Origin of the sequence: Sphaerisporangium siamense, assembly GCF_014205275.1 — a bacterium.
Taxonomy (GTDB): Bacteria; Actinomycetota; Actinomycetes; order Streptosporangiales; family Streptosporangiaceae; genus Sphaerisporangium; species Sphaerisporangium siamense.
This window is the reverse complement of the sequence record NZ_JACHND010000001.1, coordinates 6,551,748-6,578,714: the sequence shown is the minus strand read 5'-3', so window position 1 is coordinate 6,578,714 and position 26,967 is coordinate 6,551,748. Positions and strand designations below refer to the sequence as shown.

At 71.6% G+C, this 26,967-nt stretch carries 24 protein-coding genes; 14 read left to right on the top strand and 10 right to left on the bottom strand.

What is annotated here, in order from left to right; all coding sequences use genetic code 11:
- Positions 1-68: 68 nt before the first annotated feature.
- Entirely contained in the window at positions 69-701 is a 633-nt protein-coding gene (locus BJ982_RS30045; RefSeq protein ID WP_184885584.1) for a cupin domain-containing protein, read from the top strand.
- 18 nt (positions 702-719) lie between these two features.
- Here BJ982_RS30045 and BJ982_RS30040 read toward each other — a convergent pair whose 3' ends face one another.
- The 5 genes from BJ982_RS30040 to BJ982_RS30025 form a co-directional block, all read right to left on the bottom strand.
- Positions 720-2,207 (bottom strand): sulfatase family protein, encoded by a 1,488-nt coding sequence (locus BJ982_RS30040; protein ID WP_184885582.1) that lies wholly within the window; start codon positions 2,205-2,207, stop codon positions 720-722.
- 232 nt (positions 2,208-2,439) lie between these two features.
- Complete coding sequence (locus BJ982_RS41015) at positions 2,440-2,547, bottom strand: putative leader peptide (RefSeq protein ID WP_373869660.1); 108 nt, start codon at positions 2,545-2,547, stop codon at positions 2,440-2,442.
- Positions 2,548-2,672: 125 nt separating this feature from the next.
- Positions 2,673-4,088 carry an MmgE/PrpD family protein gene (locus tag BJ982_RS30035; RefSeq protein WP_184885581.1) on the bottom strand — a complete coding sequence of 472 codons (1,416 nt, stop codon included), beginning with the start codon at positions 4,086-4,088 and terminating at the stop codon, positions 2,673-2,675.
- Complete coding sequence (locus BJ982_RS30030; RefSeq protein ID WP_184885579.1) at positions 4,085-4,888, bottom strand: cyclase family protein; 804 nt, start codon at positions 4,886-4,888, stop codon at positions 4,085-4,087. The genes BJ982_RS30035 and BJ982_RS30030 overlap by 4 nt, the downstream gene beginning before the upstream one ends.
- Positions 4,888-6,060 (bottom strand): CaiB/BaiF CoA transferase family protein, encoded by a 1,173-nt coding sequence (locus BJ982_RS30025; protein WP_239123121.1) that lies wholly within the window; start codon positions 6,058-6,060, stop codon positions 4,888-4,890. The genes BJ982_RS30030 and BJ982_RS30025 overlap by 1 nt, the downstream gene beginning before the upstream one ends.
- A gap of 254 nt (positions 6,061-6,314) precedes the next feature.
- Between BJ982_RS30025 and BJ982_RS30020 the strand changes: the two genes are divergently transcribed.
- From BJ982_RS30020 to BJ982_RS29995, 6 genes are all read left to right on the top strand, one after another.
- Positions 6,315-6,662: a hypothetical protein gene (locus tag BJ982_RS30020; RefSeq protein WP_184885575.1), complete on the top strand. Its 348-nt coding sequence runs from the start codon at positions 6,315-6,317 to the stop codon at positions 6,660-6,662.
- Between the two features lie 33 nt (positions 6,663-6,695).
- Positions 6,696-7,523, top strand: coding sequence for an IclR family transcriptional regulator (locus BJ982_RS30015; RefSeq protein ID WP_184885573.1), 828 nt, complete (start codon positions 6,696-6,698; stop codon positions 7,521-7,523).
- 30 nt (positions 7,524-7,553) lie between these two features.
- The gene (locus BJ982_RS30010; RefSeq protein ID WP_184885571.1) at positions 7,554-8,993 is read left to right on the top strand and encodes a dihydroorotase; all 1,440 of its coding nucleotides are present in this window, start codon (positions 7,554-7,556) and stop codon (positions 8,991-8,993) included.
- A 126-nt stretch (positions 8,994-9,119) separates the two neighbouring features.
- A complete protein-coding gene (locus BJ982_RS30005; RefSeq protein WP_184885569.1) occupies positions 9,120-9,989 on the top strand; it encodes a branched-chain amino acid ABC transporter permease in 870 nt (289 codons plus the stop codon).
- Complete coding sequence (locus BJ982_RS30000) at positions 9,989-11,872, top strand: branched-chain amino acid ABC transporter ATP-binding protein/permease (protein ID WP_184885567.1); 1,884 nt, start codon at positions 9,989-9,991, stop codon at positions 11,870-11,872. The genes BJ982_RS30005 and BJ982_RS30000 overlap by 1 nt, the downstream gene beginning before the upstream one ends.
- A complete protein-coding gene (locus tag BJ982_RS29995; RefSeq protein ID WP_203959197.1) occupies positions 11,869-12,606 on the top strand; it encodes an ABC transporter ATP-binding protein in 738 nt (245 codons plus the stop codon). The genes BJ982_RS30000 and BJ982_RS29995 overlap by 4 nt, the downstream gene beginning before the upstream one ends.
- 81 nt (positions 12,607-12,687) lie before the next feature.
- On the opposite strand, the gene BJ982_RS29990 is transcribed toward BJ982_RS29995, so the two are convergent.
- The 4 genes from BJ982_RS29990 to BJ982_RS29975 all read right to left on the bottom strand — a co-directional run bounded on the left by BJ982_RS29990 (position 12,688) and on the right by BJ982_RS29975 (position 17,470).
- The gene (locus BJ982_RS29990) at positions 12,688-13,422 is read right to left on the bottom strand and encodes a hypothetical protein (protein ID WP_184885565.1); all 735 of its coding nucleotides are present in this window, start codon (positions 13,420-13,422) and stop codon (positions 12,688-12,690) included.
- 95 nt (positions 13,423-13,517) lie between these two features.
- The gene (locus BJ982_RS29985) at positions 13,518-14,783 is read right to left on the bottom strand and encodes a DUF4437 domain-containing protein (protein ID WP_184885563.1); all 1,266 of its coding nucleotides are present in this window, start codon (positions 14,781-14,783) and stop codon (positions 13,518-13,520) included.
- A gap of 98 nt (positions 14,784-14,881) precedes the next feature.
- Positions 14,882-16,432: a class I adenylate-forming enzyme family protein gene (locus tag BJ982_RS29980; protein ID WP_184885561.1), complete on the bottom strand. Its 1,551-nt coding sequence runs from the start codon at positions 16,430-16,432 to the stop codon at positions 14,882-14,884.
- Between the two features lie 66 nt (positions 16,433-16,498).
- A complete protein-coding gene (locus tag BJ982_RS29975) occupies positions 16,499-17,470 on the bottom strand; it encodes a VOC family protein (RefSeq protein WP_184885559.1) in 972 nt (323 codons plus the stop codon).
- A gap of 149 nt (positions 17,471-17,619) precedes the next feature.
- Here BJ982_RS29975 and BJ982_RS29970 point away from each other — a divergent pair, with 149 nt between their 5' ends.
- From BJ982_RS29970 to BJ982_RS29940, 7 genes are all read left to right on the top strand, one after another.
- Positions 17,620-18,069 carry a DUF3598 family protein gene (locus BJ982_RS29970; RefSeq protein ID WP_184885557.1) on the top strand — a complete coding sequence of 150 codons (450 nt, stop codon included), beginning with the start codon at positions 17,620-17,622 and terminating at the stop codon, positions 18,067-18,069.
- A gap of 169 nt (positions 18,070-18,238) precedes the next feature.
- Positions 18,239-19,207: an ABC transporter permease gene (locus tag BJ982_RS29965; RefSeq protein ID WP_184885555.1), complete on the top strand. Its 969-nt coding sequence runs from the start codon at positions 18,239-18,241 to the stop codon at positions 19,205-19,207.
- 47 nt (positions 19,208-19,254) lie between these two features.
- The gene (locus BJ982_RS29960; protein ID WP_184885553.1) at positions 19,255-20,091 is read left to right on the top strand and encodes an ABC transporter permease; all 837 of its coding nucleotides are present in this window, start codon (positions 19,255-19,257) and stop codon (positions 20,089-20,091) included.
- A 37-nt stretch (positions 20,092-20,128) separates the two neighbouring features.
- On the top strand, positions 20,129-21,748 hold the full coding sequence (locus BJ982_RS29955) for an ABC transporter substrate-binding protein (RefSeq protein WP_184885551.1): 1,620 nt from the start codon (positions 20,129-20,131) through the stop codon (positions 21,746-21,748).
- Positions 21,748-22,728 (top strand): ABC transporter ATP-binding protein, encoded by a 981-nt coding sequence (locus BJ982_RS29950; protein ID WP_184885549.1) that lies wholly within the window; start codon positions 21,748-21,750, stop codon positions 22,726-22,728. Before BJ982_RS29955 ends, BJ982_RS29950 begins: the two co-directional genes overlap by 1 nt.
- Entirely contained in the window at positions 22,725-23,666 is a 942-nt protein-coding gene (locus tag BJ982_RS29945; protein ID WP_184885547.1) for an oligopeptide/dipeptide ABC transporter ATP-binding protein, read from the top strand. The genes BJ982_RS29950 and BJ982_RS29945 overlap by 4 nt, the downstream gene beginning before the upstream one ends.
- A gap of 38 nt (positions 23,667-23,704) precedes the next feature.
- On the top strand, positions 23,705-24,748 hold the full coding sequence (locus BJ982_RS29940) for a nitrilase-related carbon-nitrogen hydrolase (RefSeq protein WP_184885545.1): 1,044 nt from the start codon (positions 23,705-23,707) through the stop codon (positions 24,746-24,748).
- Positions 24,749-24,815: 67 nt separating this feature from the next.
- On the opposite strand, the gene BJ982_RS29935 is transcribed toward BJ982_RS29940, so the two are convergent.
- Positions 24,816-26,705, bottom strand: a complete 1,890-nt coding sequence (locus BJ982_RS29935; RefSeq protein WP_184885543.1) for a Xaa-Pro dipeptidyl-peptidase — start codon at positions 26,703-26,705, stop codon at positions 24,816-24,818.
- Between the last annotated feature and the right edge of the window lie 262 nt (positions 26,706-26,967).

Genomic DNA, 26,967 nt, shown 5'->3' with positions numbered 1-26,967 from the left:
AATAGCGCACGCGGAGCCACGGCGCCCGCCGCCGGGCGGCGCCGCGCCGGGGGAGAGGGAGACAGGACATGACACTGAGCGGACCGGCGGCCGGGGACGGCGTGGACCTGCGCGGCGCGGACCTGCCGTGGAGCGACGTCTCCATGCCGGGGGGCTCGGGCCCCGTCCGGCTGGCCCGGCTGCACGCCGACCCGCGGACCCGCGCCTCGGTGTCGCTGGTCCACTTCCCGCCGGGGTGGACCCGGCCCGGAACCGGCCACTACACCTGCGCCGAGGAGTTCTACGTCCTCCACGGCGCCATCACTGTCAGTGGCGCCCGCGCCGAGGCGGGCACGTACGCCTACATGCCGCCGAGGGCCACGCGGACGGCCGGCGCCGCCGCGGACGACGGCTGCCTGGCGGTCGCCTGGTTCTCCGGCCCGCCCCTCTGGCAGGACGGGCCCGCCTCCGAACCTCCCGGCCACGACCCGGTCCACGCCGCCGTCCAAGGCGACCTCGGCTCGCCGCGCGCGCCCCGGCCGGAGGTTCCCGGAGGTTCCGCGCTGCTCTCCTCGGTCGCGGACCTGCCCGGCGCGCGCACCGAGGGCGTCGACCTGCTCTTCGTGGACGCCTGGCGGTGGGCGTACGTGGCACCCGGCGAGCCCGCGCCCGCGTCGCCCGGCCGCGTGCTGGTCCGCAGCTGGCCGTCCGGCGACGCCTGAACCGTCGCCGAGCCGCCTCTACTGTGGCGGGTTCTCTTCCGCGTCTCGCAATGTCTGCCCAGAGGCGTTCTTGAGTCTGGAGACCCAGGTGTCGAGCCTCTGTTTGAGCGCGGGGGCGGCGCTGTTGTAGGAGTTGTCGAGCTGGTAGGGATCGGCGGACAGGTCGTACAGCTCATGTTCGCCGGTGTTGTAGGCGACGTAGTTCAACGCCGCGTTCACGCCGAGCGTGTTGGGTTTGGCCCGCAGGCCGACGTAGATGGGGGCGCCTCCGGAGGCGAGCGCTTGTGCGTCGCCGGGATCTTGGGGTTCCAGCAGGTTGTTCAGGGTGTTGGTGTTCAGGGTGCTGGGTCCGGCATGCTCGTTGAGGAACGCCAGGCGCCACCGCGATGGTGTGGTGCCGCGCAGGAACGGCACGAGTGAGCGGCCGTCGACGAAGGCGGGCGCGGTTGCTCCGGCCAGTTCGGCGAAAGTGGGGGCGAGGTCGACGTTGAGGGTGAAGGCGTTGACGACCGCCCCGGCGGGGACGCCGGGTCCGCGGATGACCAGCGGGACGTTGAGATCTTCCTCGTAGGCCGTGTTCTTGCCGGAGTTCAGGCGGTGCTGGCCCTGGTGGAAGCCGTTGTCCGAGGTGAAGACGATGTAGGTGTTGTCGAGTACGCCTTGCGCCCGCAGAGTGTCGATCGTGTCCTGGACGAGGTCGGTGACCGCGCGCAAGGATTCTCTGCGCTTCTGGTAGAAGGCGTCGATGTTGTTGATCTGGGCGGCGGTGAGCTTGGGCTTGTTGCGGATCCAGGCCGGCTTGTCGCTGACGTCGTCCTCGTTGAAAGACGGGGTGCGGGGAGCCTTGGCGTTGGGGTAGATGCCGTCGTAGCGCGGCGGCGGTGTGGCCGGTCCGTGGGGGACGTGGGGGGCGACGTAGGTGAAGAAGGGCTTGTCCGGGTAGTTGGTGGTGGTGTTCTTGATGAAGGTGGTCAGCTTGCGAGAGATCACGTCAACGCCGTAGTCCGACGGTGCGCCGCCGAAGTGGACTGTCGTGCCATTGTCGTTGACGTCGTAGTCGTACTCCGAATACGGGCTTCCGCCGTTGGGGCTGAACCAGCGCGTCCACCCAGGCGGAATGTAGGTCCTGCTGGGCGCTCCGTTGGGGTACCCGTTGAGGTATTTACCGAAGAACCCGGTGCGGTACCCGGCGCTTTGCAGCCAGGTGGCGACGGTCGAGTTCTCCAGTCCTTTGCCGTAGAAGGACTGGAATCCTCCGCCGGAGGCGGCATCGTTGGTGTAGATGCCCGTGTTGTGTGCGAACTGCCCGCGCAGCGTGGACACCCGCGATGGGCAGCACAGCGACAGTTCGACGAACTGCTTGTTGAATGTGGTTCCCTGACTGGTCAGGAGTGTCTGGAGTCCGGCGTCCTTGCCGAAGACGTCCTCGTTGAGGTCATCGGTGAGGATGAAGACGATGTTGGGCTGGGTCGTCGCCGCCGACGCCGGCGAACTGTCGAGTTTCACACCCGCGTAGGTGATGCTCGCGGATGCGATGAGCAGGGCCCCCAAGAGTTTCGATCGGCGACGATGTGGCTTGTGGGCGTTCATACCGCACCCTTTCTCGGGATACATGGTCCATCGCTTGATGTCGATGAATACGTGCCGAGACATTCGAGTCTCGAACAGGGTGAAGTCCATCCAGGCGTGCGAACGGCTGCGGGCACAGAAGGTGGCGCCCGAATGGGAGGCGGGAGAATCAGCGGTGGCGAACCGGGCGACACAAGGCGCTGCTCACGCGCGCCAAGTCGATGTGACGCCGCACAGTGGCGTGGAAGCCGTGCCCACTCCAGGCGGTCGATGTCATGACCACATCGAATCCGAATTATCCCTATCGGTCAAGTGGGTAATTACATTGCATGATGCGGCACCAGGAGCACGAAAGACGCGGCGGCGGCCCGTCCCCCACAGGGGTGCGGGCCGCCGCCGTTCTCATGGGGTGCCGATCAGCGTGGCGTCCAGCAGGCCGGCGACCTTGGCGCGGGCCGGCAGGCCGCGTACCTGCTCCGCCAGCGCTGCCACGGCCCCGGCGGGCAGCACGCGCGCGGCGTTGAGCTCGTACTTCCTCTGCAGCTCGTCCAGCGTCAGCGGGTGTTCTGGCCCGCCGCGTGAGGAGTGGACCCGATGCTCAAGGCGGCGCCCGTCGATGGTGCGGACCCGCAGTACCGCGGAGAAGGCGCGGGGGAACTCCTCGGTGCACTCCGCGTCGGGGACCACGCGCACCTTGGCGGCCAGCGCGAGCCGCCGCTCGTCGCGGAAGGCCGCCTCGGTGAAGTCGTCGAGGTGCAGCCCGAGGCCGCCGCCTCCGATGAGGGCGCTGGCCACGGTGTAGGGGCCGGAGAACTTCGCGTGGTAGGGCGTGCGCGGGCGCACCTTCTCCTCGTAGGGCTCGCCGATGGTCCGCAGCGGGGCGGCGGCCACGCCGAGCTCGGCCTCCGCGACGTCCTCGGGGCGCAGCCCCTCGGCGCGCAGGGCGAGGGCGGCGTCGATGCCCGGGTGGGTGAAGTGGTTGGAGGGGTAGGGCTTGTAGACGGTCCTGAGCAGCTCCCACCGCTCGCCGAGCCCGGCGGTGATGGCGGCCTGGTCGTAGCGGCCGTCGAGGAACGCGGTGAAGAAGCCGAACCGGCCCTCGAAGACGGTGGGCGGCCCGGTCACGCCCTCCGCCGCCATCGCCGCCGCGACCACGCCGGCGTGGGCGGCCCAGCCGCAGTGGACCCGCTTCACGGTGCCGCCGGTGCGGTTGGCCTCGATGACGCCGGCGCCCATGCTGGCCGCGATGCCCATCGCGTGGGCGATGCCCTCGGCGTCCAGGCCCATCAGCAGGGCGGCCCCGGCGGCGGCGCCGATGGTCCCGCAGATCGACGTGGCGTGCCAGCCCTTCTCGAAGAACAGGGAGTTGCGCAGCTCCGGGAGGTAGGACGCCATCCCCAGCCGGTTGGTGATCTCGTCGCCCACGGCCACCGCCCGGCACAGCTCGGCGCCCGAGGCACCCACCGACTCGGCCACGGCCAGCGCGGCGGGCACGACGGAGGCCGAGGGGTGGAGCACCGAGGGCAGGTGGGTGTCGTCGAAGTCGAGCGCGTGCGCGAAGGTGCCGTTGACCAGCGCCGCCGAGGGCGCGGGAAGGGGCAGCGCGCGGCCGATGACCGACGACTCGCCCGTGCCTCCCCAGCCGCCCGCCATCCGCAGCACGGCCTCGTGCGGTTCGGCGGGGCCGGTGAGCTCCTGCGCGGCGAGGCAGTTCCCGAGGGTGTCGAGCACGCGCCCGGTCACGTCGGCGGTGATCGGCTCGGGCAGGCCGGCGCGGGCGGCGGCGGCGAACTCGGCGAGGACGCGGACGACGGTCATGCCGCCAGCACCGCGAGAGGCCGCACGGGCGCGCCGGTGGCGCCCACGACGGGCAGCGGGTTCAGCACCAGCAGGAACTCGGGGACGCCGAGGGCGATCAGCTCGGTCAGGCGCATCGTCTCCACGATGTTCACGCCCGCCTCCACCAGCAGGATCCGGTGGACGGGCAGCGTGGCGTGGCCGCGGCCCGCGGGGATGTGCTCGAAGGCGATCGTCTCGCCGCCGACCACGGCGGCGCCGTGCCCGACCAGCCAGCGCGCCGCGTCCGGGCCGGGCCCGGGCACGCCGCCCTCCTCGCCGGTGAACCGGGCGGGACGGTCCCACTCGCGGGACCAGCCGGTGCCGATGAGCACGGCCTCGCCGCCGCGCAGCTCCACGCCGGCCCTGCGCCGGGCCGCCTCCAGGTCGCCGGGGGTGACCTCGTAGCCGGGGGGCAGCACGTCCACCCCGTGCACGGCGGTCACGTCGAGCAGCACGGCCCGCCCGACGTACGGTGGGAACGTCTCGATGCCGTGCCGGGACAGGCCGAGGTGCGACTGGATGCCCGAGGCCTCGATGCCGCCGTGCACGTAGCCGTCCTGGGAGACGTGCCCGAGGGCGTCGACGTGGGTGCCGACGTGGCCGCCGGTGAGGATGACCTCGTTGGCGGCCGAGCCGCCGTCCTCGCGGACCATGTCGCCGTGCCGGCGCTCGATGACCATCCTGAACCGCGGGTGGTTCGGCGACTGGGGCATGCCCGTGCGCATCGGCTGCGCGAGGTCGACGACCTTCGCGTCGCCGAGATGCCGCCACAAGGACATCAGACCACTCCCTTTTCTCGCAGGGCGGCGAGCTCGTCGGCGCTCACGCCGAGGCCGCCCCATACGTCTGCGTTGTCGGCGCCGCGCTCCCGGCCGGTCCAGCGGATCGAGCCGGGCGTCTCCGACAGCCGGAAGAGCACGTTCTGCATACGCAGCGGCCCGAGGTCGTCGTCCGGGACGGTGGTGATCGTGTCGAGCGCCCGGTACTGCGGGTCCTCGAACACGTCCCGGACGTCGTAGATCGGCGCGACCGCCGCCTCGACGCGCTCGAACTCGGCCACGACGGTGTCCAGGTCGCGCTCGGCGATCCAGCCTCCGACGTACCCGTCCAGCAGGTCGGCGTGCTCGGCACGGGTCGCGCCGGCGGCGAACCACGGTTCGTCGATCACCTCCGGGTGCCCGACGAGCCGCATCACCCGCTGGGCGATCGAGTCGGCGGAGGTGGAGATCGCCACCCACCGGCCGTCGCGGGTGCGGTAGGTGTTGCGCGGGGCGTTGTTGACCGAGCGGTTGCCGGTGCGCGGCTGCACCTGGCCGAGCTGGTCCCACACGAGCGGCTGCGGGCCGAGGAGCGTGACCAGGGGCTCGATGATGGCCAGGTCGATCACCTGGCCGTGCCCGTCGCCGCCCGGCCTGTCGCGGTGACGCAGCGCCATCATGACCGCGTTCACGCAGGTGAGCGCGGAGACCCCGTCGGCCAGCCCGAAGGGCGGCAGGGTCGGGGGGCCGTCCGGCTCGCCGGTGACGGCGGCGAAGCCGCTCATCGACTCGGCCAGCGTGCCGAACCCGGGGCGGCGCGCGTACGGGCCGTACTGCCCGAAGCCGGTGACCCGCGCGATGACGAGGCGCGGATTCAGCTCGTGCAGCGTCTCAGGGGACAGGCCCCAGCGCTCCAGCGTCCCGGGCCGGAAGTTCTCGATGAGGACGTCGGCGCCGGCGAGCAGCCGTTTGAGCAGGCCGGAGCCCTCGGGACTGCCGAGGTCGGCGGTCACGGCGCGCTTGTTCCTGCCGAGCATCTTCCACCACAGGCCGATCCCGTCCTTGCTCGCGCCGTGGGTGCGCGACGGGTCGCCGCGTCTGGGGTGCTCCACCTTGACGACGTCGGCGCCGTAGTCTCCGAGGATCGTCGCCGCGAGCGGCCCGGCGAACAGCGTGGCCGCGTCGACGACCACGAGGCCGGCCAGCGGCCCCGCGGGTGCGGTTCGGCGCCCGGTTCGCGCCGTTCGCTCCTGCGGACCCTGTGGATCTGTCCGTTCTCCATCCACGGAATGGGCCTCCTCGATGTGTGCTCTGCCTGGGACAAATGCCTCGAATGCCACCAGACGGGCACTCACGCCCCGGGGCTTCCCAAGCTATTGAAACAGCGTTACTGTGTGCGGAACAAGCCCACTGTAGCTGTCGCACCGCAGAAGGGGACACCGCCGAGATGATCTACCTCGTCTACCGGATGAAGCTCGGCCCGCGAGCGCGTCGCGACATGCGGGGGTTCTGGCAGTGGCTGGAGGACCGGGAGAGCTGGTTCTACCGCGACCTCCCGATGGTCCGCGAGGTGCGCTGGTACTACAGCGCCATCGGCGACGTGTACGTCATCGAGAACTGGGCGGCGTTCGACGACGAGGCGGGGTGGGGCGCGTACCGCGCCGCGCTCGCGGGCCTCAAGTCGGACGGCGACTGGGAGACCCAGCGGGTGAGCCAGGACGACTGGTGGGAGTTCCTCGACACGCGAATTGTCACCGATCTCCCGGTGCGGGTCGGCATTCGACGCCAGGATTGACGATCAGACTCAGCCGATTTCCTGGAGGAAGACATGCCGCCCAAGAGCCGCGCCGTGGCGGAGGCCGACGTGCCGCCGCGTGAGAACACCGGACAGGCCATCGCGACGGTCGAGCGGGCCGTCGAGGTGCTGATGCACTTCGCCGAGACCCCCGCGCCGACCCTCGGCGTCACCGAGATCGCCGAGGCCCTCGGCATGTCGAAGGCGGCCGTGCACCGGATCCTCGCCTCGCTGCGCGTCCGCGGCCTGATCGAGCTGGACATGGCGAGCCGCCGCTACTCCCTCGGCGTCGGCGCCATGCGCCTCGGCCTGGCCTACCTGGACCGCCTGGACGTGCGGCGCATCGCCGCGCCCGAGCTGGTGGCGCTGTCCCAGCGCACCGACGAGACCGCGACCCTGTCGACCCGCACCGGCTGGACCCGCATCTACGTCGACCAGGTCACCCCGGCCCGCGAGGTCATCATGAGCGTCTCCCTCGGCGTGCCGTACCCGCTGCACGCGGGCGGCTCGTCCAAGGCGTTCCTCGCCTTCTTAACGGACGAGGAGATCGAGACCTACCTGACGCAGCGTCCGCTCCAGCCGCTCACCGGCGAGACCATCGCCGACGTCCCGAAGCTGCGCGACGAGCTCGCGGCCATCCGCGAGCGCGGGTGGGCGCGGTCGTTCGGCGAGCGCATGCCGGGCGCCGCGTCCGTGGCCGCGCCGGTGTTCGACCACCACGGGCGGCCGGTCGCCGTCATCAGCGTCTGCGGCCCGCAGGAGCGGTTCCGCGACGAGGTGGAGGCGTGCGTCGAGGTGCTGCTCGAATCCACCGCACGACTGTCCGGCCAGATGGGGTGGACAGACAAAGAAAGGAGGTGACGGCCGGCCGTCCGGCCGGCCGTCGCGCGCATGTCCCGATACGATCTGCTCATCAAGGGCGGCACCGTCGTCCTTCCCTATCACGGAGAGGTCCGCGCCGACCTGGCCGTCCGTGACGGCAAGGTCGCCGCCCTCGCCGACGACATCGCCGCCTCCGAGGCCGGCGAGGTCGTCGACGCGGCCGGGAAGGTCGTTCTTCCCGGCGCCGTCGACGCCCACTTCCACCTCGGCATCTACCGCGACCTGGCCCTGGACGCCTACGAGGAGACGCGCTCGTCCCTCGTGGGCGGCGCCACCACCGTCCTGTCCTACTTCCGCACCGGCTCGCACTACCTGGAGCGCACGGGGCCCTACAAGGAGATCTTCCCCGAGGTGCTCGACCGGGTGGCGGGCCGGGCCTGGACCGACTACGGCTTCCACCTCGCGCCGATGACCGTGGAGCAGATCTCGGAGATCCCGTTCCTGGTCGAGGAGCACGGGGTCACCTCGTTCAAGTACTACATGTTCTACAAGGGCTTCGACCTGGCCGCCAACAGCCGCGACGCCCGCGCCTTCACGATGGGCGACGAGTACGACCTCGGCCACCTGTACCTCATCCTGGAGCAGGTGGCCGCCGTGCAGAAGGCGCGCCCTGACCTGCGGCTGTCGCTGTCGCTGCACTGCGAGCAGTCCGAGCTGATGCGCGTGTTCATCGACCGGGTGCGCGCCCAGGGCGATCCGCAGACGCTGCGCGCCTACCACGAGGGCCGGCCGCCGTTGACCGAGCGCGTCGCCATCGGCGAGGCCACCACGCTGGCGAGCCACACCGGCACCAACGTCAACCTGCTGCACCTGTCCAGCCAGGAGGCGATCGAGGCCGTCGTCCAGGCCCGCGGCTCCTACGGCGGGGCCGACATGCGCGCCGAGACCACGCTGCACCACCTGTGCCTGGACCACGACACGCTGGACGCGCGGGGCGGGCTCGGCGGGAAGGTCAACCCGCCGATCCGCACCAAGGCCGACAACGAGGCGCTGTGGCGGCGGGTCGCCGACGGCACCGTCGACTGGGTGGCCTCCGACCACGCCTGCTGCATGGAGGCAGAGAAGGGCGAGGAGCTGTGGCCCGCGCGCCCCGGCTTCGGCGGCACCGCGCTGCTCTACCCCGTCCTGTTCTCCGAGGGGCATCTCCGCCGGGGGCTCTCCCTCACCCGGGTCGCCGAGCTGGCCTCGGCCAACCCGGCGCGGGCCTACAACCTGTGGGGCCGCAAGGGCAGCCTCGCCGTCGGCTTCGACGCCGACCTGACCGTCGTCGATCCCGGCCTGACCCAGACGGTGACGACCGAGCGCTGCCTGTCGGGCCAGGACCACTGCCCCTTCGAGGGCGTCGACCTGACCGGCTGGCCGGTCACGACCGTCGTCGGCGGCCAGGTGCGGTTCCGGGACGGCGACGTCGTGGGCGAGCCCGCGGGGCGTTACGCGCACCGTGCCTGACCGGCCCGTTTGAAACGTCAGACCTATTGACAGTCGATCGATGTCGCCCCTACTTTTTCAGAACCCTGTTCCGCGCCCCGGAACAGGGTGGGCCACCCCTCGCAATACACTCCAGGAGCGTTCCAGATGAGCCCTGAGGCGATCATCGACGGACTGTTCGCCGGTTCCGTCTACGCTCTGGTCGCGCTCGCCCTGGCCATCGTCTTCCAGCCGACGAGGATCATGAACTTCGCCCAGGGCGAGGCCCTGATCCTCGGCGCCGCGGTCTCCTACCAGATCGTGGCGCTGCTGAAGATGAACTGGGCGCTCGCCCTCGTCGTGACGATCGCCGTGGCCGCCCTCATGGGCGTGCTCATGGAACGCATGATCATGCTGCCGGTCCGCATCTCGGGCTCGCGCTACGCGTGGATCATCGCCACCCTCGCCGCGGCCCTGATCTTCCAATCCCTGTTCAACCTCGGATACGTCGACGTGGACGCGCTGCGCCCCGACCCCGTCATCGCGGGCGGCTTCGAGATCGCCGGCGTCTCGGTGGAATGGCAGGAGCTGCTGACCATCGTCGTGGCGCTCGCCGTGATGGCCGGCTACGACGTGTTCCTGCGGCGCTCGACCTACGGGCGCGCGATCCGGGCCACCGCGCACAGCTCCGACACCTCGGTGCTCATGGGCATCCCCGTGCAGCGCATCATCGTGCTCTCGTTCGTGATCGCCGCGGTCATCACCGCGGTCGCGGGCCTGCTCGCCGCGCCGGTCATCTTCATCGCGCCCGCAGTGGGCCTGACCTTCACCATCAAGGGCTTCACCGCCGCGGTGATCGGCGGCGTCGGCTCGCCGCGCGGCGCGCTCATCGGCGGGATGATCGTCGGCCTGCTGGACACCGTGGTCCGCAGCGTGGTCGGCGGGACGGTCGGCAACTTCGCGGTCTTCGCGGCCCTCGCGGTGATCCTCATCGTCTTCCCGTCCGGACTGTTCGGCAAGCCCATGGAGGCACACTGATGGCAACGGCGGACCCCGCTCCCGCGGCACGGGCCGGCTCCGTGTCCAACTCGGTGTTCGACACGCCGCTCTATCACCGCATCCGGACCGTGGTGCTCGGCGCTCTCGTGGTCGTCGCCGCGGCGGTGCTGCTCATGTGGCCGGCCATCACCGACTACTACAGCTACAACGCCTCGTACTACAACGGCATCGTCGCCTCCGCCGCGATCAGCGCGATCCTCACCATCTCCCTCAACCTCTCCATGGGGTACGGCGGGATGCTGTCGATGATGCACAGCGGCCTCCAGCTCGCCGGCGGCTACGGCACCGCCTACGTCGTGGTGAAGGCGACCGGCTCGTGGATCATCGGCCTGGCGGCCTCGACGGCGGTCGGAGCCCTCTTCGCGGTGCTGGTCCTGCTGGTCAGCCTGCGCGCGACCTACCTCTACTTCGGCATGATCACCCTCGCGGCCAACCTCATCGTCATCGAGGCCGGACGCGAGTGGGAGGCGGTCACCGGCGGCATCGTCGGCATCAGCGGTATCGCCCCCAAGATGGGCGACGCGCCGATCTCCAAGCAGGCCTTCTACTACGTGGTCCTCGGCTTCCTCGTCCTCGCCTACATCGTGCAGCGCAACATCGTGCGCAGCGGCGTGGGACGGGCCGCGATGGCCGTGCGCGAGTCCTCCGACACCGCCTCGGCCATGGGCATCTCGCCCGCCCGCGCCAAGCTGCTGCTCTTCGGCGTCTGCGGCGGCATCGCCGGGCTGTCCGGCGCGCTCTACGCGCTGCAGCTCGGGTTCATCAACCCCGACGTCGGCCTGCTCGACAACGGCATCATCTTCTTCGTCGGCCTTTTCCTCGGCGGCATCTCGACGCTGATCGGCCCCGTGATCGGGGTCGGCTTCATCGCCGTGCTCGTCGAGCTGATCAAGGACCAGGCCCGGTACACCACGCTCGTCCTCGGCGTCCTGCTGCTGCTCGCCATGATGCTGATCCCGCGCGGGATCGTCGGCACGTGGAAGGCGTCGCGGGCCGGGCGCGACCGGGTGCCGGAGGCGTCCGACGAAGCGCTGCCCGAACAGGTCCCCGACGTCGTGCCCGAGGTCCGCGACGCCGCGCCGGGGGTGCCCGCGCTGGAGGGCGTGGGCCTGGTCAAGCACTTCGGCGGCGTCCACGCCGTCGACGGGGTGGACATCAAGATCATGCCGGGCACCGTGCACGGGATCATCGGGCCCAACGGGTCGGGCAAGTCCACCCTGGTCTCCTGCCTGACCCGCTACCACCGGGTGGACGCGGGCACGGTGACGATCTTCGGTGAGGAGGCCGCCCACGCCCCGCACCGGGTCGCCGAGGCCGGGGTGACCCGCGTCTTCCAGGTGCCGCACCTGTTCGAGCGGGTCAGCGTGCTGGACAACGTGCTCACCGGCATGCGGATGCGCGAGTCCTACACCTGGATCGGCGCCACGGTCCGCTCGCCCGGCTACCGCAGGCAGGACCGGGCCGAACGAGCCGAGGCCCGCGAGCTGCTGGCCTTCGCCGGCCTCGCCTCCCGCGCCGACTGGCTCGCCTCGTCCCTCTCCCACGGCCAGAAGCGGCTGCTGGAGGTCGTGCGCGCGGTGGCGACCCGCCCCAAGGTGCTCATCCTGGACGAGCCCGCCACCGGGCTGACCTCCTCCGAGCTCGACGCCCTGGCCCGGCTGTGCCGGGTGCTGCGCGAGCGCGGGCTCGCGGTCGTCCTCATCGAGCACAACGTCGACTTCGTCATGGGGTTGTGCGACGAGATCACCGTCGTGGAGAGCGGAAAGGTGATCGAGCGGGGCGACCCCGAACGGGTCCAGAGCTCCCCGGCGGTGCTGGAGGCGTACCTGGGCCGTCCCGAACTCATCGAGGAGACAGCGTGAGCGCGTTGCTGGAGATCTCCGGGCTCGTCGCGGCCTACGGGGGAGTGCGCGCCCTCGACGGGCTGGACCTGCGCGTCGAGGAGGGCGAGTTCGTCGTCCTTCTCGGCCCCAACGGGTCGGGGAAGACCACGACCATGAAGACCGTGTCCGGGCTGTTGAAGCCGGTGTCCGGGCGCGTGCGCTTCGCCGGCTCCGACCTGGCCGGGGTGGCCGGCTGGAAGCGCCCCGCCCTCGGCCTGTGCCAGGTGCCGGAGGGACGGCAGATCTTCCCCGACCACACCGTCATCGAGAACCTGCACCTCGGAGCCTTCCCCGTCCGGCGCGACCGGTCCGCCGCCGAGCGGCGGCGGGCCGAGGTGCTCGACATCTTCCCCCGGCTGGCCGAGCGCGCTTCCCAGCTCGCCGGGACGCTGTCGGGCGGCGAGGCACAGATGCTCGCCATCGCCCGCGCCCTCATGGCCGGGCCGCGGCTGCTCATGCTGGACGAGCCGTCGCTCGGCCTGGCCCCGCTCAAGGTGGCGGAGCTGTTCGGCTACCTCAAGCGGCTGCACGAGGAGCACGGCCTGGCCGTCCTGCTGGTGGAGCAGCAGGCCGGTACCGCGCTCAAGCTCGCCGACCGGGGCTACGTCCTGGAGCGCGGCCGGGTCGCCGTGGAGGGCACGGGCGCGGAGCTGCGCGACGACCCCCGCGTGCAGGCCGCCTACCTCGGCAAGCTGCGCCAGAGCACCGCCTGACGCCGGCCGATCCTCTCCCGCACGAAGAAGTCCCCGCCGGACATCCGGCGGGGACTTCTTCGTCTCGGGGCCGTGCCGCCGTCAGCCGAAGGCGGTGGTGCCCGGCTTGACCACGCCCAGGAAGGCCGCCGTCAGCACCATCACCCAGATCAGGTAGACGTACGGCAGGCAGGAGCGGACCGACCGGGTGATCTCCCGCTCGACCTCGGGGGAGGAGCCCTCTGTCATGAGCCGGCCGAAGGCCGGGCCGAACGGGCTCAGCCGCCACCGGATCAGCACGCCGCCGAGGACGCACACGCCGTAGACGGTGAGCTTGCCGCCCAGCCACTTGGGGTTGGTCTGCACGCCGAACGGCTCCGCGGCGACGATCATGTACAGCCCGATGACGACCAGGACCGCGACCATGGCGTACCTGACCAGGAGGTCCAGCCGCTGCACCACGCGGCCGAGCGGGGTGGCGCCGCGGGTGTAGTCGTAGACGACCAGGGCCAGCCAGCACAGCGCGCCGACCCAGGCCAGCGCCACCAGCCAGCCGGGGAAGTAGCCTTCGCCGAACGGGCTCAGCGCCATGAGGGTGACACCGCTCGGCAGGAACAGCACCAGGCAGACGCGCGGCGCCATGTCCACGACATGCATGATCTTCGCGGCCACCGAGCGGGCCGCGGGCGTCAGGTCGGCGCGGAGCACGTAGCGGCTGGAGTAGTAGACGCCGACGTCGCTGCCGAGCCAGTAGACGAACAGGACGATGTGCAGAAAGATCGCCAGGCTGTAGGCGTTGAGCCCGTGCACGGGCCCGACGTCCGGGGTGGGGGTCATGGGAGAGGCTCCGTAGATGTGAGCGTGGCCGGGCCCCGAGGGGCCCGGCCACGTGGTCCTTTCAATGGGTCTGTCGGCGTCCCCGCGGGGACGTCCTACATGCCGTCGCCGTCCCACCGGCCGCGGGACCGGCTGCGCACGGGGAGGGTGGACAGGACCGGCGCCGGGATCGGGTCGCCCTGCTTCCAGGGACGGCCGTGCGCCCAGTTGTGCGCGCCCTCGTCGGTGCGCTCGTCGGCGTGCTCCAGGGAGGCCGGGTCGGCGCCCCAGTCGAGCGCGTCGTGACCGTGCTCATGGTCGTGCCCGTGGCCGTCCCCGTGGTCGTGATCGTGGTCGTGCGAGTGACCGTCGTCGTCGCCGTGGCCGCCCTGCAGGCGGGCGGCGTCCAGCGCCTTGAGGATCGCGATCACGCTCTTGTCCCGCCCCTGACCGTGCTGCACGTACTTCTCGTCGGGCTCGCCCTGGTCGCGCTGGTACTGCCACGCGGCGGTGAGGTCGGCGATGTCCTTCTCGCTGCGCGAGGTGGGGCCGGAGCCGAGGTCGTGCGTGGACTGCGACCAGCGCATCCGGCCACCCTCGGGGCCGTAGTTGACGGCCTCGCCGCCCCAGCGCAGCCACTCGTTCTGGGTGTACCAGTTCTGCAGCTCGCCGTCGGAGCGCAGCAGCCAGGTCGTGCCGCCCTCCATCGTCGTGAAGTGTCCGTGCTTGATGCGCGCCGGGCGGAAGAAGTACGTGCCGATGTCCAGGGTGCCGAAGTTGTACTCCATGTGGCCCTGGAGCGTGTACGCCTCCTCGTAGCAGGGGTGGTGGGCCAGCCGGTGGTCGGCCCAGCCCTCCTGCGAGTGCACCAGGCGGGTGTAGAAGCCGGTGACCGGGTCGACGTGCAGGTACTTGATGAACAGGCCGGGCATGGGGCCGGGGTTCGGCACCGCGTCCCACCGCATGGCCTCGCTGTCGATGACGATGACGTCCTCGCGGGCGCCGTCCCAGCGCGGGTGGGCGAGGGAGTCGACCGGGTCGAAGCCCGCGTCGCCGTACTCGCGGTAGTGCAGGATGCGGGTCCCCTCGGCGAAGGTGATCGCGTCGGTGGGCACGCCCTTGGGCGCGTAGACGTAGCCGCCCTTGCCGATCGTCCGGCCGCCGTAGGTCATCGACCCGTCGACGACGTAGTACTCGGTGTCGGCGTGGTGGATGCCCGGGCCGCGGCCCCAATCGGTGTGGAAGTCGATCCGGAGCGAGGAGGATCCGTCCTCCTCGTCGACGGACAGGCGCCGTTCGCTGGCCCGGCCTTCACCGTTGACGAGTTCGGCGCCGTGCCATACGTAGTCGTCTTCCTGGATCAGTTCGACGTGGGGGCGCACTGTATGTCCTTCCGCAGATTTGACACTCCGTGTTCCGCTGAGTGGAACGCCGTTTCTATCTCTCTGAGACTAATTGTCTGAGGTTTTGGGGTCAAGGGTCAGGCCCCGCCCCGCAGGGGTTTCAGGTCGCGTTTCAGCACCTTTCCGGCGGCGTTGCGGGGCAGCGCCGCGACGACCTCCCAGCGCTTCGGCACCTTGTAGCCCGCCAGGCCGCCGCGGCAGTGCGCCTCCAGCCGGTCGATGGCGTCCCCGCCGGGCGACGCGCCGCCGCGCAGCACGACGTAGGCCATGACCTCCTCGCCCCAGGTGTCGGACGGCACGCCGACCACCGCGGCCTCCGCGACCGCCTCGTGCGCGTGCAGCACGTCCTCCACCTCGCGGGGGTAGACGTTCACCCCGCCCGAGATGATCATGTCCTTCTTCCTGTCGACGATGTGCACGTAGCCCTCGTCGTCGAGGACCACGATGTCACCGCAGGTCAGGAAGCCGTCGTCGGTCGTGCACTCGGCGGTGGCCGCCGGGTCGTCGTGGTAGCCGTTCATCAGGAACGGGGAGCGGCTGAACAGCTCGCCCGGCTCGCCGGGCTCGGCCGGCTCCCCGTCGGCGTTCAGCACCCGCAGCTCGGTCATGTACCAGGCGTGCCCGACCGAGCCGGGCTTGCGGTGCTGGTCGGCCGGGCGCAGGTCGGTCACGATGCCCGCCTCGGTGGACCCGTACAGCTCGTGGACCCCGCACGCGGGGAACGTCTCCATGACCCACCGCTTGAGCGGCCAGGGCAGCGCGGCGGCGTTGAAGTAGAGCGTGTCGAGGCTGCTCAGGTCGTGCGCGGTCAGAGCCTTGCCCTCCAGGGCGCGCAGCATCTGCGCGTGCGTCGGCACCAGGAACGCCGAGCGGACGCGGTCGCGCTCGACCAGGCGCAGCAGCGCCTCAGGGTCCCACTTGCGCAGCATCGTGACCGTGCCGCCGGTGTGGACCGGCGCGTAGCCGAAGGCGAACCCGGCGCCGTGGTACATGGGCGCGACCGCCGCCGACACCCGGCCCGTGCCGAGTCCCCACTCCAGCGCGGAGCAGTAGAAGGTGAGCGACCGGCTCCGGTGGCTGATCAGCACGCCCTTGGGCCGCCCGGTCGTCCCGGAGGTGTAAGTGATGCAGAACGGGTCCAGCTCGTCGATCCGGGCGGCCGGGTCCACGGCCCGCGCCGCGGCCAGCGCCTCCTCGTACGGCACGCCGGTCCCGGCGCCGTCGATGGACAGGGCGGTGAGGCCCATCTCCTCGGTGGCGTCCCCGGCGACCGGGGCGAGCGCGTCGTCCAGGACGATCGCGCGGGCGCCGGAGTGCTCCAGGATGAACCGGGCCTCGCCCGGGGTGAGCCGCGGGTTGAGCGGCACCATCACCAGGCCCGCCTTGGCGAGGCCGGCCGCGATCTCCGGGTACTCAAGCCGGTTGCCGAGCAGTACCGCGACGCGCTGGCCCGCCGTGAGCCCGCGCGCGAGAAGCGCGCAGGCCAGGCGGTTGGAGCGTTCGTGGAGTGCGGCGTAGGTCAGCGCGCGGTCGCCGTCGATCACCGCGGTGGCGCGGGGGGTGGCGCGGGCGAACTCGCGAACGCCGCCCGCGATCGACAGGGGAGCCCCGCCACGGTGGACGGTCATGTCACTTCCTCCAGGAGAAGATGGTGCGCAGTTTATGCTTATATGTCGTTTTCATCCCCTGGGAGGTCAGCCGTGCGGCTGCCAGAGCGTGACCGCGATGCCGCCCGGGGTGTCGGCCGAGGCGGCGACGGCCCGGCCGTGCAGCGGGTCGTCGGTCTCGACGGGCTCGCCGAGCACCCGCCCGCCGGTGTCGCGCACGACGGCGAGCGCGGCGTCCAGGTCCCGGGTGCGGACCGACCAGCCGCTGTGGCCGAGCGAGCGGGCGGGCCGCTGCGTCGCGCGGCGGTCGGCGCGGTGCGGGCCGGCGGCCGAGGTGACCTCGATCCGCGCGGTCTTCTCCCCGGCGAGGAACGCCAGCCGCATCTTCGTGCCCGGGGGCAGCCCGGCCACCGTGTCGAAGCCGGGGGAGGAGAAGACGACGTCGTACCAGACCGCCATGCCGAGGCCGTCCGGGCCCCAGAACGCGACCTCGCCGTCGGCGTCGGGCACGTGGCAGACCACCGAGGTCAGCTCGGTGAACGGGCGGCCGGGGTCGGCCGCCCACGCCTCGGTGCCGCGCACCGCCGCGGGCTGGACGAACACCACGACCGTCCCGTCCGGGCCCGGGCACACGCCCTGGGTGACCTGCACCTCCCGCTCGCCCACCGCGACGCCGTAGGTCGTCGGGGGAGTGGCCCAGGGGCGGTCCGCCCCCGCCAGCCCGGCGTGCGCGGCCTCGATGTCCCGGGCGTACAGGTCGATCCCGATGAGGCCGTCGTCGAGGTTGTGCGGCGCCTCGGCCGGCGCGATCGGCTCCGGCACGCGCAGCAGGTGCACCCGCCCGGTCCCGGCGCCGGCCGCCGCCAGCGCGATCACCTCGACGTCGGCGGGGCCCGAGCCCCACAGCGCGTCGGCGACCGCGCCGGGGACGACGCCCTCCGCGGCGACCTCGAAGCCGAGGTCGCCGCGGAGGAAGTCCAGGTGGGGGCCGAACTCGGTGACGCCCACCATCGCGGCCGTGATGCCCTCGACCAGCGGCCGTCGTTCTTCCTGTGTCACGTGAACCCCTCACCGGGTGTTGTTCCTATTATCGGAACGCTGTTCCAATCTGGCTCAGATCACGCTAGGCTCCCCGCCGACGGCCTGTCAACGGGCCTCCCGGCCGGCCTCGCCGTCGGGGTCCGAACACGTGTGAGCAGGGAGAAACCATGCGCGCAGCGATCCAGGGGATGCCCATCATCGGCGCCCATCTCGGCGAATGGCGTGGGGAGTACGTCCACGTCGACGCGGAGGGCAACATCGTCGATCGCCACGCGTCGCACCTGTACTGCCGCGTCCCTGAGGACGGGTCCTACGACATCCTGCAGACCAACACCTACACCTGGGCCGACGGCCGGGAGGAGTCGTTCGACTTCGGCGGCCGGCTCGACGCCGACGGCGTGTGCCACTTCGACACCGCCCGCATCCGGGGCGAGATGAGCCAGGTGGACGAGCAGACGATCGTGCTGACCTGGTCCTACAAGGACGACCCCGACAACTACCTCTATGAGCTGATCCAGTTGTCGCGCGACGGGCGGCACAAGTGCAGGACCTGGCACTGGATGGACGGCGACCGCCTGGTCAAGCGCACGATCATCAGCGAGACCAAGGTCGGCTGAGCCGGGTCCCAGGCGTTCCCGGGGACGCCTGACAGGGTTCGGAACAGTGTTTCAAATTCGCCTGTCGTCCCTTCTCTGCCCGCCCTTCCAGGGCTACTATTCCGGCTACAGAAACGGCATTCCGATCTGTGGAACCGGATGCCCCCGTCCCATAGAAGAGGACCCGGAAATGCTGCGGTACGTCGGTCGCCGGGTCGCCGGACTCGCCCTGGTCCTGCTCATCGTCCTCACCCTGGTCTTCTTCATGCTCAGGGCCGCCCCGGGCGGCCCGGTCGACGCCTACCTCGGAATGAACCCCACCCCCGAGAAACGCGCCGAGGTAGAACACCGCTTCGGCCTCGACCAGCCGCTCTGGGTGCAGTACGCGAAGTTCGTCGGCAACCTCGCCTCGGGGAACCTCGGAAACTCGCTGTTCAGCGACCGCCCGGTGAGCGCCATCATCGGCGAACGGCTGCCGGTCACCCTGGAGCTCAGCCTCATCGCCTTCCTGTTCTGGGTCGCCGTCGGCCTGGTCGCCGGCGCCGTGGCCGCCCGCAGGCGCGACTCGTTCGCCGACGGGTTCGTCCGCGTCGTCAGCGTCGTCGCGCTCTCGATCCCGAGCTTCTGGCTGGCGCTCGTGCTCGTCGTCGTCTTCGGCCTGTACGTCAAGGGCGTGCTGCCGTCCAGCGGCTGGACGCCGTTCGCCGACGACCCGCTCGGCAACCTGCGCGGCGCCGTGCTGCCCGCCTTCGCGCTCGGCATCGGCTCCGGCGCGGTCATCGCCAGGACGCTGCGCGCCTCCATGATCGAGACGGCCCAGACCGACTACGTCTCCTTCGCCCGCGCCATGGGCCTGTCGGAACGGCGCATCCTGCGGCGGATCACCCTGCGCAACGCCATCGTCCCGACCGCCACGGTCATCGGGCTCATGCTCGGCGTGTTCGTGAGCGGCACCGTGCTCATCGAGAACGTCTTCAACATCCCGGGCATCGGCCAGACCATCGTCGGCGCCTTCACCCGCCACGACTACCCGCTGGCCATCGCCTGCACCCTGATCACCGCCTCGGTGTTCCTGGTCGCCAACCTGGCCGTCGACCTCCTCTACTTCGTGCTCAACCCCCGGATACGCGCCGGGTTCCTGAACGGGACGGCCCGCTAGACATGGTGATGACCCGGCTCTTACCCGCCCGCCCCCGGCTGCCGCGGATGTCCGCGCTTACCTGGACCGGCGTGGTGCTCCTGCTGCTGTTCGTGCTGCTCGCCGTGCTCGGCCCCCTCCTCGCCGGCGCCCCCGACGCCCGGACCGGGCGGACGCTCGCCGCGCCGAGCGCCGAGCACCTGTTCGGCACCGACCACCTGCAGCGCGACCTGTTCGCCCGCACCGCGGAGGGCGCCAGGGTCTCGCTGCTCGTCGCGGTCGCCGCCGTCGCGTTCGGCCTTCTCGTCGCCGTGCCGGCCGGGCTCGTGGCCGGGTACTTCGGCGGGCGCAGGATCGACGACCTGATCATGCGGGTGCTGGAGGCCCTCCAGGCGCTCCCGCTGTTCGTCTTCGCCCTGTTCGTCATCGGCGTGACCGGCACCGGCGACTCCCACATCGGCCCGGTGCCCTTCAGCGCGACCGCCAAGGTCGTCATCCTGCTCGGCGTCGGCTTCATCCCCTACTTCGCCCGGGTCGCCCGCTCGGCCGCGCTCGTGGAGGTGCAGGAGGACTACGTCGACGCGCTGCGCGTGATCGGCGTGCCGCGCCGCCGGATCATCGCCGGCGAGGTGCTGGTCAACGTGCTCCCCCCGGTCCTGGTCCAGGCCTTCCTGTGGCTGGGGGTCGCGATCTTCGCCGAGAGCGCGCTCAGCTTCCTCGGCCTCGGCATCCAGCCGCCCCGGCCCAGCCTGGGCAACATCCTCGGCGACGCCACCGGCTACATGCTGCTAGGCGCCTGGTGGTACTCGATCATCCCGGGCCTGGTCATCCTCGTCGCCACGGTCGGGTTCAACCTCGCCGGCGACGGCCTCGGCGACGCCCTCGACGCGCAGGGCCACCGCTGACCCCCACACCGATCCACCCCCCACCCTGAGGAAGGTCATGACCGACCGACACACCACTCCCGTCCCCGGGACCGTTCCCGCGCCCGTCTCCGGCCCCACGTTCAGCCGGCGGCGCTTCCTGGCGGCGAGCGGCGTGCTCACCGCGGGAGCGTTCCCCCTGGCCGCCTGCGGCGGCGAGCCTGGCGGTACGAGCGCGAGCGGCGCCCCGAGCACCGGCGGCGCGAAGGCCCTCGACACGCTCGCCTTCGGCGTCGCGTCCATCTCCGACTACCTCAACCCCCTCAGCACCACCTCCAGCCGCGTGCACTGGATCACCGACCCCGTCGTGGAGCCGCTCTACACCTACGACGCGTCGCTGAAGTCCGTCCCGCTGCTCGCCGACGGCGAACCCGAGATCTCCGAGGACGGGCTCACCTGGACGGTGAAGCTCAAGAAGGGCGTCACCTTCCACAACGGCGACCCGTTCACCGCCGAGCACGTCGCGGCCACGCTCGCGTTCGTGACCGACCCCAAGAGCACCAGCGACTGGACCGCCTACTTCGTCGGCTACGTCGCCAAGGTCACCGCGCCCGGCGACCACACCGTGAAGATCAAGCTGACCACCCCCTTCGGCGTGCTCCGCTCCCACCTGACCAACCTGCCGATCGTCCACAAGGACTTCGTGAAGCGGACCGACACCACCCTCGGCACCGGCCCGTTCAAGGTGGACAAGGTCACCCAGGGACAGCAGGTGACGCTGACCGGCCACGACGCCTACCACGGCACCAAGCCCACGCTGCGCGGGGTCGCCTTCCAGGCCGTCCCCGACCCCGCCACCCGGCTGGTCAACCTGCGCGAAGGCAAGATCCAGATCATGACCGGCGTCTCCCCGGAGAGCGCCGGCCTGCTCAAGCAGGACGACAAGATCCGCGTCCACGAGATCGACGCCCCGAGCGACATCGTCACCTACTTCCAGGCCGCCAAGGGACCCTTCACCGACGCCAAGGTGCGGCAGGCGCTCGGCCACGCCATGGACCGCAAGGGCGTGCGCGACGTCGTCTACGCCGGCACCGCCTCGATCGCCCAGGGCCCGATCGGCCCCGCCACCGAGGGACACGACCCGTCGATCCGGCTCTACGCCGAGACCCCCGACGCCGCCAAGGCCAAGGCGCTGCTCGCCGAGGCCGGCGTCTCCTCCCTCTCCTTCACTCTGACGATCACCAACGACCCGGTGATGAAGAACATCGGCCAGGTGCTCGCCGAGGGCTGGAAGCAGGCCGGGATCACCTGCACCCTGGAGGTCCTCGACATCGGCCCCTGGGTCAAGAAGTGGGCGAGCGGCGAGTACCAGATGGCCATGACCGGCTTCGAGAGCGGCTTCGGCTCGGGCCGCACCGCGTTCACGCTGCTCGGCCAGATGAGCTCCCGCAACCCGCTCAACTTCGGTTACAAGAACGCCGAGGTGGACCGGCTGCTCGGCGAGGCGTGGGCCGCCACCGACGAGGCCGCCCGCGCCGAAGCGTGCAAGAAGATCGGCAAGCTCCTCGCCGACGACGCGATCCTGCTGCCGCCGGTGTACCCCAAGATGATCGTCGCCCAGCGCGCCGACCTGTCCGCCCTCGACGAGACCCTCATGAGCGTCAGCCGCGTCGCGCTGCCCCCGCTGCGTTCCGCCTGATGGACGCCACGACGGCCGCGCGCGCCCCGGCGGGGTCCCCCCTGCTGTCCGTCCGGGACCTCGCGGTGGTGTTCCGCACCCGCGGCGGCGAGGTGCCCGCCGTGCGCGAGGTCTCCTTCGACCTCGCCCGCGGCGAGATCCTCGGGCTGGTGGGCGAGTCGGGCTCGGGCAAGAGCACGGTGCTCACCGCGCTGACGCGCATGCTCGCCCGCAACGCCCGGGTCACCGCGGGAACGGTCCGCTTCGGCGACGCCGACCTGCTGGCGCTGCGCGAGCCGGCGATGCGGCGGCTGCGCGGCGACCGCATCGGCCTCATCCCGCAGCGGCCGATGACCTCGCTGTCGCCCGCCACCACCGTCGGCCGCCAGCTCCGCTGGCACCTCGACGGGCTCGACGGCCACCGCCTGAAAGAGCTGCTCGGCGGGGTCGGGCTGGACGCCCTGCTGGACCGGCTGGACGGCTACCCGTTCGAGTTCTCCGGCGGTCAGCTCCAGCGCCTGCTCATCGCGGTCGCCGCGCTCGGCAAACAGCCCGACCTGCTGCTCGCCGACGAGCCGACCACGACCCTGGACGCCACCGTCCAGGCCCAGGTGCTGCGGCTGCTGCTGGACCTGCGCGACCGGGTCGGCTCGGCGATGGTGTTCGTCACCCACGACCTCGCCGTGGTCTCCCAGGTCAGCGACCGCGTCGGCGTCATGTACGCGGGCAGGCTCGTCGAGGTCGCCCCGGTCGGGGACCTGTTCGCCACCCCCCGGCACCCCTACACGCGGGCGCTGATGGAGGCGATCCCCGGCCGGCACGCGCGCGGCACGCCGCTGCGCACGATCCCCGGCACGGTGACCGGGGCCAACCGCCTGCCCGGCTGCCCGTTCGCCCCGCGCTGCCCCGCGGTGGCCGACGTGTGCCGTACGGAAAGCCCGGCGCCGCGCGAGCTCGGGACGTCGCTGGTGCGCTGCCATCGAGCGGGGGAGGACCTGTGAGCGTCATCGAGGCCGAACGGCTGACCAAGCACTACCGGCTCAGGTCCGGCGGCGGGGGACGGGTCGTGCACGCCGTCGACGACGTGTCCTTCACCCTGGAGGAGGGCACGACGCTCGCCATCGTCGGCGAGTCCGGCTGCGGCAAGTCCACGATCGCCCGCATGCTGGTCCGGCTCACCGAGCCGACCGAGGGCCGCGTCCTCGTCCACGGCCGGAACCACGCCGACCGGCGCGCCGTGCAGCTCGTCTCGCAGAACCCCTGGTCGGCGCTGAACCGGCGCAAGAGCATCCGCCACGCCCTGGAACAGCCCCTCGCCGTCCACGGCCTGTACCCGCGCGGGGCCGCGCGCGCCGCCCGGGTGCGCGAGCTGCTGGAGCTGGTCGGCCTCGGCGAGGAGTACCTCGGCCGCCGCCCCGGCGGCGTGAGCGGTGGCGAGTTGCAGCGCGTCACGGTCGCCCGCGCCCTCGCCGTCGAGCCGCGGGCGCTCGTCCTGGACGAGCCGACCGCCAGCCTCGACGTCAGCGTCAAGGCCCTGTTGGTCAACCTGCTCCTGGACCTGCGGCGGCGGCTCGGGCTCGGCTACGTGCTCATCACCCACGAGATCGACATCGCGCGGCACCTGGCCGACCGGGTCGCGGTCATGTACCTCGGCCGGTTCGTCGAGACCGGCGACGCCGAGCAGGTGTTCGCCGACCCCCGCCACCCCTATACCCGCGCCCTGCTGGCCGCCGTGCCCGGCCTGGACCACCGCCGGCCCGACGCGCCCGCGGGAGAGGTGCCGTCCGCGGTCGCGCCGCCGCCCGGCTGCCGCTTCCACACCCGGTGCCCGCTGGCCCTCGACCTGTGCCGGCGCGCCGAGCCCGCCCTCGACCCCGGCCCGGACGGCCGCCGGGTGGCCTGCCACCGGCGGGACGAGCTCACCACGACCCCCTGCTGACCCCCTGCCGAACCTCTGCTGAAACGGAGACGAATCGCATGTCGCTCCCCACCCCGGACGCGGCCCTCACCCAGGACGCCGACGGCGGGTACGCCACCGTCCCCCTGGCCAAGGACGCCTGGATGCTCGGCGTCGTCCAGTCGCGGGTCAACGCCGCGCAGGACCGGGCCGGCATGAAGGCCAACCTCGACCACATGCTCCACCTGGTCGACAACGCCTTCCGCGTCGGCTTCGGCGCCGATCCGGACCTGCTGTTCTTCCACGAGTTCCCGATCAGCGGCTGGGACCGGTGGACCAAGGCCGAGACCGAGCGGCGCTGCATCGAGATCCCCGGCGAGGAGACCGAGCTGATCGCCGCCAAGGCCCGGCGGTACGGCTGCCACATCGCCTTCGGCGCCTACGTCCGCGACCCCGACTGGCCCGGCCACGTGCTCAGCGTCACCACCCTGATCGGCCCGGACGGCGAGATCGTGGCCAAGCACTGGAAGTCGCGCAACGTCAAGGGCGTCTTCAGCGGCTTCGAGCTGTTCACCACGACCGTGTACGACGTCCTGGACGAGTACGTGGAGAAGTACGGCGCCGACGCGGTGGTGCCCGTGGCGCGCACGCCGCTCGGCAACATCTCCATGTCCTCGACGCAACTGGAGCCGGAGCTGTTCCGCACCGCCGCGATCAAGGGCGCGGAGATCTTCCTGCGCACCGCGACGGGCGGGTTCAGCGAGGTCGACGTGCGGTCCACGGCCCTGCACAACCGGGCGTACTGCGCGATCGTCAACAACTCCGTGCTCGCGGCCGAGGGCAACTACTTCGAGGACACCGGCGCCGGCGGGTCGGCGATCTACGGCCCGGACGGCGAGGCCGTCGCGGCGGCGGACAGCAAGTTCGAGAAGCTGGTCCTCGGGCGCATCCCCATCGCCGCGTTCCGCGCCCGGCACCGCCAGCCCGACATCCACTGGGACCTGTACCGGCCGGTCTTCGACGGCTACCGCAGCCGCTTCGCGCCGAACCTGTACACGCCCTACCAGCCGGAGAGCCTGGAGGACGCGGGGGCCTACCTCAACGGCAGGTCCCGCTGGCGCTGACCGCCCGCCACCCGGTCCCCGCGGACGGGCGCGGGCGGGGCGCCGGTGGCGGCCCCGCCCGGCCGGTTCAGTCCGAGGCCGGCGGGGGCACGTCGGCGGCGCCCACCAGGGGCAGTGTCACGCCGCTCCGTGTCGTGTCCAGGGTCAGGACCCTGCCGGGGGCGGGCCGGATGGTGTAGTCGCGGTCGCTGGACAGCAGCACGACACCGAGCCGGTGGCCGGGCGCGAACACGTAGTCGTGCGGCTGCATGCCGAAGTCCAGGCGGTACGGCGTGCCGGGCCGGATCGGCTCGGTCCGCCAGAGCGACCCGCGGTTCTGCGGGTCGGTCCAGCCCCGGGTGACGATCTTCGCCTTGCCGTTCTGGTCGTAGTCCACGAGCAGCGCCGTGACGTTGGCCGACGGCCGGCTGAAGGAGAGCCGCAGCGACACCCGCGGCGCGCCGCTCAGCCGCACCGGGCCGGTCAGCGTCCCCGACCGGTAGACCAGACGGTTCGGGGAGGCCGCGGCGTCGGCGAGCGCCTGGGCGGTCTGGGCCGCGTCGTCCACGATCGTCTCCGTCACGGGCCGGCCCGGGCGGATCCTGTCCCGGGTGAGGTCGCCGGCGGCGCCGCCGATGCCCGGGACCAGGCGCAGCGCGGTGTCCGCCGCGGCGGGCTCCGGCCACTCGGCGTACGGCACCAGCGTCCTGTCCTCGCGCTGCACCAGCGCGCGCGGGTCCTGCTCCACGCCGTTGGGGTGCCCCCACAGGTAGCGGGTGAACCAGCGGTTCAGCACGTCCAGGGGCGGCGGGCCGCCGTGCCCGCCCTGGTGGAGGTAGATCTTGTGCGGCACGCCGCGCGCCTTCAGCGCCTCGTACCACCGCGCGGCCTGCCCGGTCTTGACGTTCCAGTCGTTGAGCCCGTGCGCGACCAGCACTGCGGCGCGGACGTGCCGCGCGCCGTTCAGGTAGTTCCGCTCGTTCCAGAAGGCGTTGTAGTCGCCGGTCACCCGGTCCTGCGCCGCGGCCAGGGCGTCGATGACCGGCCGGCAGATCCGCCGGTCGGCGCGGGTGTAGACGTACTCCGCCAGCACGTCGGTGTCCTCGCCCTGGTAGCCGCCGGGGGCGACGACGGCGCCGTTCGCGCGGTAGTAGTCGTACCAGCTCGATATCGCCGAGATCGGCACGATGGCCTCCAGGCCGCGCACACCCGTGCTCGCGACCGCGTTGGGCAGCGTGCCGTTGTACGACGTGCCGATCATGCCGACCTTGCCGGTGGTCCACGTGGCCTTCACCTCGGCGCCCGTGGCGTCGAAGGCTTTCGCGCGGCCGTTCAGCCAGTCGACCACGGCCTTCGCGCCGATGGTCTCGTTGCGCCCGCCGCTGGTGGGGCAGCCGTCGGACTTCCCGCTGCCGAGCGACTCGGCGTGCACGACCGCGAAGCCGCGCGGCAGCCAGTCCGCCTCGTACCGGGTGCTGATGACCGGGACGCCGTTCAGCCTCGCCCCGGAGTCGCCGCCCGCCAGCCGCAGCCGCTCGTCGGCCGCCGGGTCCAGTACGTCGCCGCCGCGGCCCTTGCCCGGGCGGCGCGGCTCGTGGAGCTCGTGGTCGACGTCGTGGTTGGTGATCGGGTTGCCGCCCGCATAGTAGGGGCTGGCCTCGTACACGACCGGGGACCGCAGCCCGGCGGTCTCGGTCTCGCGGAGCCGGGTGACCTCGGCGTGCACGCGATCGTCACGCCCGTCGCCGTCGCTGTCGACCGGGGCCTCGACCCAGATCTCCTCGCGGATCCAGTCGTCCCGGTTCGCGGAGAACACCGGCTGGGCGAGGCCGTCCTTGAAGACCGGCCCGGCCGGGGGGTCGGCGGCGGCCGGGACGGCCACGCCGGTGAGCATCACGGCGAGGCCGAGCGCCACGGCGCCGCGACGTGCCGATCCCGGACCACGGACGGCGTTCCGTGCCACGTTCGGTAGGGACATCGGTGACCTTCCTCAACGATGCGTGGCCCGCGGCGGAGGAGCGGCCATCGGGCGAGTAAAGGGACCGTAAAGGCGGGACCGCCCGATGATATGGGGAAATGCGCCGAATGTCGCTAGACAAGTGCTCTTTCTTGATTGCGATGTTTGCGACAAACGTCTAACTGCTCGCGGGGCCAGGCGGCCCGCTCCGGCACGGACGGTGCGGGCCGGCCCGTCGTGGCGTCCGGTCGGGCGGGGTTTCGGCGGTGGAGCGGCTTCTTGG